A 6051-nucleotide genomic window follows, 5' to 3' on the forward strand; every position below is an offset into this window, starting at 1 on the left:
AACAGCGATCGTCTGAGAAATAATCACATCGATGGGGTAAATATGTTCATACATGACGTAAAGATCGGCACGAAATTATTTCTGGCGTTTGGATTATTTATTGTCCTGATGGTAGTCAGCGCAAGCTTGTCTCTGATGAGCCTGAATCGGGCAAACAATGGAATGCAAACCATTCTTACCAGCGACTATCCAACTACGGTAAAAGCGAACCAGTTAATCGACAACTTCCAGGAATTTATCAGCACGCAGCAGCTCATGCTGCTGGACGAACAGGGAACGTACACGACGCAATCAGAACAGCGTCTGAAGGCGATAAGCGAGCGCATCACCGCAATCCTGAGCGAGCTGGACAACGCTCTCAAGGATAAAAAATCCCAACAGGTGCTGGCGGACATCCACGGCGTACGCCAGCAATATCTTGACTCGCGCTACCGCATTTTGCAGTCCGTGCAGAATAACGACCGTGCGGGCGCGATAAACGAGATGATGACCAACACCCTGGACCTGCAACAGTCTTATAAAGCGAAAGTGCAGGCGCTGATTGCGATCCAGGATCATGAAATGCAGAGTGCGGGCGAGCAGGTGGAAGGCGATTTCCGCACTAATCGTCTGCTGCTGATCCTGATTACGCTTTTCAGCGTCGCGGCAGCCAGCCTGACTGGCTGGTTCATTGTGCGATCCATTACCCGCCCGCTGAACGACGCGGTGAATTTTGCGGAGGCCATCGCCGATGGCGATCTCACCGGCAGCATTACCTCGCACGGTAAAGATGAAACCGGACTGCTCCTCACCGCATTGATGGAGATGAAAACGCGCCTGCTGGAGATTGTGCAGCAGGTGCAAACCGGATCGGAAAACATCTCCAGCGCCGCCGCGCAGATTGTCGCGGGCAACCAGGATCTGGCTGCCCGCACGGAGGAGCAGGCCAGTTCCGTTGAACAGACGGCCGCGTCGATGGAGCAGATTACCGCCACGGTGAAGAACACCGCGTCCCACACCGGAGAAGCGACGAACCTGTCTGCCGATGCGGCTGCCGTGGTCAAAAACAACGGCGAGATGATGAAGCAGGTCACCAGCAAGATGCGCCTGATTAACGAAACATCGAACAGGATGTCCGACATCATCGACCTGATCGACGCCATTGCCTTCCAGACCAACATTCTGGCGCTGAACGCGGCGGTCGAAGCGGCGCGCGCAGGTGAGCATGGTCGCGGCTTTGCGGTGGTGGCGGGTGAGGTACGCCAGCTCGCGCAGAAAAGTGCAACATCTGCGAGTGAGATCCGCCAGCTGATTGAAAGCTCCACAAGCCAGACGCAGGACGGCATGAACCTTGTGGAGAAAGCCAGCGGGCTTATCAACGGCATGGTCGGCAACGTGGAAGAGATGGACGTCATCCTGCGTGAAATTCGCCAGGCCAGCCATGAACAGACGGAAGGTATCTCGCAGATCAACAGCGCGATTGGCCTGATAGACGCCACCACCCAGCAGAACTCCGCGCTGGTGGAGGAGTCCGTTGCGGCGGCGGCATCCCTTAACGAACAGGCGATGCACCTGAAAGAGCTGGTCCGCGTGTTCCGCGTGAGCGACGGCGTGCTGGCTTAATCCAGCTGGGAGATCTCCAGTGCCGCGCGGTCAATCACGCCGATAATCTGTTTTAACTGCGCGTCGCTGAGTTCTCCCTGATTAACCTTCAGATCCAGAACCGCTTTGAAGTTATCCAGCGCCCGCTTCATCTGTGGGTTTTTGCGCAGCTGGAACCCGACGGAGCGCGCCTTGATACGCGTCTGGATCTGCTCCAGCTGTTCCCGATTGTCATCCAGCCATTGCTGCCCGGCGGCGTTAATTGCAATCCGCTTACGGCCGTTCTCTTCTTCGGTAATGGTGATCAGCGCCTGATCCTGCAAGTAATCCAGCGTCGGGTAGATCACGCCAGGGCTTGGCGTGTAATGTCCCTGCGTCAGGTTTTCGATCTCTTTGATCAGCTCATAACCATGGCTCGCGTTGCGGGTCAGGATATCCAGGATCACCAGCCGCAAATCACCATGGCCAAAAAATCGTGGCCGGCGTCCGCCGCCGCCGTGTTCGTGTCGCATGTTTCTTCCTCAATTTGATATATCTAAACTATATCTAAGATATATTCAGATGCAATCTAAAAGATCTTGATTTCTGAGTTAATAGCAATCATTATCATTAAAAATTCATTCCGATATATCGTATTCACCTGAGAAGGGCATCAACATGGCATCTACCCGTTACCCTCAACGTGTCCGCAATGACCTGCGTTTTCGTGAGCTGAACGTGATGCGCACTGAGCGAGTCAGCGCAGGATTTCAGCGCATTGTACTAGGCGGCGAGGCGCTGGAGGGCTTTAGCTCTCGCGGCTTTGACGACCATACCAAAGTCTTTTTCCCGGCACCGGGCACCCCTTTCGTGCCGCCTGTGGTGACCGATGAAGGCATCGACTGGGGCGACGGGGTGCGTCCGCAGGCGCGTGACTACACCCCGCTGTACGATGACGAAAAACACGAGCTGGCGCTCGATTTTTTCGTGCATGATGGCGGCATTGCCAGCAACTGGGCGGTAGAGGCGAAGGTGGGCGACAAGCTGACCATCGGCGGTCCGCGTGGTTCGCTGGTGGTGCCGGAAGATTACGCCTGGCAGTTGTACGTGTGCGACGAGTCGGGTATGCCCGCGCTGCGCCGCCGTTTAGAAAGCATCGCAAAACTGCCTGTTCCCCCGGCGATCCACGCCATCGTCACCGTGGGCGATGCGGCGTACCAGGACTATCTGGCGCACCTGAGCGGGTTCAACATCACCTGGGTTATCGGCCACAACGAGCAGGCGGTAGCCGACCATCTTGCAGCGCTGGCCGTGCCGGAAGAGGATTACTTTATCTGGCTGACCGGAGAGGGGAAGGTGGTGAAACGCCTGAGCCGTCAGTTTGAAACCGACGCAATTGACCCACAGCTGGTACGTGCCAGTGCGTACTGGCACGCCAAATAATCAGGCTGCGGGATCCAGCTGCGCTTCGCTCACCTGATATTCGAGCGAGGCGCATACCTCTCTCAGCGCTTTCTCCTGCTGGGCAAAGTAGGCTTCCATATTGCTGAGCGACGAGACGAGCAGCCAGGACTCTTCCTTCTCCAGCTCTGCCAGCTCGTTCACCAGGGTGTCGATTTGCTCACGCACCTGCGCCATTTTTTTGCGAATACGTTCCAGGTCGTTCAGCCTGTCGCTCGCCATCATCGGTTCAAACCCTTGTTGCAGACGGGCGACCAGCGAGCGAATGGCCTTCACGTCGCCGCGCTGTTTGGCCTGGTTGAGTTGCACCATCATCCTGTTGGCTTCCTCTTTTAAATCATCGGCAACCAGATCCGGGTGGCATAGCTTGCTCGCCTGACGCCAGAGCCGCTTCAGCTCGTTCCGATCCTCTTCAGAGAGATCCTTGCCTTTACGCAGGCGCACTTCGGCATCATGATGCTGTTCGCGATACTTTTTGTACTCTTCGTTGGCCTCATCGCGCGCCTGACGTGCTGGCTCTTCTTCACGCGTTAAACCGGTCTCCAGCTCCATCGCTTCGGCCAGCAGGTTGGCAATCAGATTACTTTGCTGCTGAAGATGCTTGCGCGCCTCTGCCGCCTGAACGGAATCCGCAGGCAGATCTCGCCAGCGCCGGGTGAGCGTTGTCAGAACCTCTACGGCCTGCGCCATATAGCCCTGGCAGCGGCGGTAATCCTCTTCCCGACGACGCGTCTCCGCCTGCTGACGACGCAGGTTAAGCTCCGCCAGCGTTTTACGCAGGGCGAGGATCTGCTGCATCAACGGCCCGAGGCGGGAGAAATAGAGATCGTTGAACTCATCAAGCTGCTGTACCCGGGCGTTACGGCGATCAATCAGATCGCGCAAGCGCTCTTCCAGAGCTTTCAGCTCCAGCTTGCTGGCCGCCAGTTGCGGGTCACGCCACGGGGTAACGGCGCGCTGGCTTTGCAGCCAGGCGGTGATAGCGCGAAGGGCTGCGGTGTAATTTTTCTGCTCAAGCGCCGCGACGATGGACAGGAGATTATCGTCAAAGGCTTCCTCTTTGAGACGTTTCAACTGGCTCCGGATGATGTCGTCATCTTCCAGCTCAATGGCATTTTTAATGATTTCTAGCCGTTTGATCGGTGTGCTCATGATGCCTTTCGCTCTGGCGCTTAAGTATTTGAGTTAAGGTTAGTTGTTGTAAAAGCTACAGGAAATAATACACACGGATGATGATCGGCGCGATGGGGGATTTCTTTAGTTTTTAGGGTTTGTGAGGGGAAGCGACAGGCCGGGCTACGTGTGGTGGGCTCCGTATGTGCTTGCTGTATGGCCCGGTATCTTCCGCAAAGGCTTCAACGGCATCTGAAACGTCATCCAGTAAATCCTCTGGGATAACGACCGGTGCCCCAGGATCTGCTGGGTGCGCCGTGCCCACGGCTATCAAAATGTGGTTCAGAATGGTGAATGCGAATTTCGGATCCGAAGTTGACACGCTATTAACGAGGGAGAGTACAGCTTGCGGCGTGGCGACATCTGCATTGCTTTCGATAAGCTCAATCACTGCCTCAAAAAGGGTTGCGGCATCAGTGAGGTCTTCAGTAATACCGTCGAGCGTCGAAATGACCCCAGCGAGGCTGGGCGGGTAAGTGATCGTTTCGGGTAAAAGTGCGCTGAGTTCAGAAACGAGCTGATTTATACGCTTTACTGCTGAGCGGTACAGCGTAGCAGAATCGGGCGGGGTAAGCCCACCAGCTTTGCGTACGCATTGCGCATTGAAAGCGTCGATCTGGTACTGTTGTTCAAGCATGAAGGCCTCTGAGAATGAAGATAAGCGGATCGCCGGATGCAACCACAGAACCGCAGGAGACCGGATCGCCCATGCACACAACTCCCATGAGGTTGAGGTGTACCAGGGGTGAGTAGATATAGCGACGCCATCAGGGGAGCTGTTTTTGTCGCTGTGCTTGTCAAATGGCATGCCATTCACCTGCGCAGGTATACCGTTAACTGTAAAGAACGTCTCCCCTGCGACGGCAGGGGGGGCGGGAAGCCTTCATGGCCTGAACAGATCGCGCCTTGAATTATGATGATGGACATAGTGATGAGATTTGGTGGTTGAGTCAGAAAAGAGGCTAACAAGACTCCACTGGTCAAAGAGCTGGGTGCCAGAAACGAAAAAAGCCACCAATAGGTGGCTTTCAACGCCTGCATATACAGGTAATTCGATACGCTGGAAGGGTTAGCGGCCCTTCGAAGTAAAACGTAGCTAGCGTTTCACTTTGCGTTATCCCTAGCAATCCAAGTTCACAAGGACAGTCTACCTTTTTGTCACTTCCTATCAAGTATTTTATTCACTTTTTGTAAACTTTAAGTCCTTGATGATAATAGTACATGCTTCAAAAAAGCAGTTGATATAGTGGCATTTTTTGGCACAATGTCACCCGTGAACCGAGTGCTGGATGTGTAGTGTTGGCAATGGGCATTCTCGCCCCTTAGATGCTTTCGAAAGAGAGCCACTAAATTGGCGAGATAGCTCTTGCCTTAGGCCTTTCAGCGGGTTAGCCCCCGCCGGGTATGAAAGCCTTACAACCACGCCGACCCTAGCAATCCAAGTTCACAAATTTTGATTGCACCCATTGTGAACGCCCGGATTAACTAAGGGAAAAAGGGTGCGGCTCCGCAAGGAGGCATAATGAACGTAAATCTTCGTGATCTACTTCTGTCTGTTGTCATCATTGTTGCGCTGGTGTTCGGGGGAGTTCAATTTAAGGCTGATAGTCTTAAGTTCAAAACCTTCGAGGCTCAAGGTGTTGAGTTTAACCTGCAAGGCGTGATGCCGCACACCAAGCAGTAAAAATACCGACAGGGCCGCTTGCGGCCCTGTCTCCTTTGATCCTGTTTGAATCGCCACGGATAATCTAGACACTTCCTAGCCGTTGATAATACTGGTTTTCATATTCTGTCGGTGACATCTGATCGCTGGAACCATGCCGACGCTTACTGTTATAAAACATTTCGATGTAATCA

7 protein-coding genes are annotated in these 6051 nt (G+C 54.2%); 3 read left to right on the top strand and 4 right to left on the bottom strand.

The window, feature by feature from the left end:
• Positions 1–42: 42 nt before the first annotated feature.
• A complete protein-coding gene (locus C3451_RS14170; protein ID WP_045622958.1) occupies positions 43–1602 on the top strand; it encodes a methyl-accepting chemotaxis protein in 1560 nt (519 codons plus the stop codon).
• Here the strand turns inward: C3451_RS14170 and C3451_RS14175 are convergent.
• Entirely contained in the window at positions 1599–2093 is a 495-nt protein-coding gene (locus C3451_RS14175) for a PadR family transcriptional regulator (protein ID WP_045622956.1), read from the bottom strand. The two genes, C3451_RS14170 and C3451_RS14175, sit on opposite strands and share 4 nt — an antisense overlap.
• Positions 2094–2238: 145 nt before the next feature.
• Here C3451_RS14175 and C3451_RS14180 point away from each other — a divergent pair, with 145 nt between their 5' ends.
• Positions 2239–3003, top strand: a complete 765-nt coding sequence (locus C3451_RS14180) for a siderophore-interacting protein (RefSeq protein ID WP_032626343.1) — start codon at positions 2239–2241, stop codon at positions 3001–3003.
• Here C3451_RS14180 and C3451_RS14185 read toward each other — a convergent pair whose 3' ends face one another.
• Both C3451_RS14185 and C3451_RS14190 read right to left on the bottom strand, forming a co-directional pair.
• A complete protein-coding gene (locus C3451_RS14185; RefSeq protein WP_045622955.1) occupies positions 3004–4173 on the bottom strand; it encodes a DNA repair protein in 1170 nt (389 codons plus the stop codon). It abuts the gene before it with no gap.
• A 112-nt stretch (positions 4174–4285) separates the two neighbouring features.
• The gene (locus C3451_RS14190; RefSeq protein ID WP_023298675.1) at positions 4286–5002 is read right to left on the bottom strand and encodes a hypothetical protein; all 717 of its coding nucleotides are present in this window, start codon (positions 5000–5002) and stop codon (positions 4286–4288) included.
• 714 nt (positions 5003–5716) lie between these two features.
• On the opposite strand from C3451_RS14190, the gene C3451_RS24330 reads away from it, so the two are divergent.
• Positions 5717–5878 carry a hypothetical protein gene (locus C3451_RS24330; protein ID WP_023298674.1) on the top strand — a complete coding sequence of 54 codons (162 nt, stop codon included), beginning with the start codon at positions 5717–5719 and terminating at the stop codon, positions 5876–5878.
• A 64-nt stretch (positions 5879–5942) separates the two neighbouring features.
• Here the strand turns inward: C3451_RS24330 and C3451_RS14195 are convergent.
• Positions 5943–6051: IS3 family transposase (locus C3451_RS14195; RefSeq protein ID WP_131023897.1), on the bottom strand; the 109-nt coding region annotated here is incomplete at its 5' end.

The sequence above is a fragment of the Enterobacter sp. 301B genome (genome assembly GCF_003850715.1).
Classification (GTDB): domain Bacteria; phylum Pseudomonadota; class Gammaproteobacteria; order Enterobacterales; family Enterobacteriaceae; genus Enterobacter; species Enterobacter intestinihominis.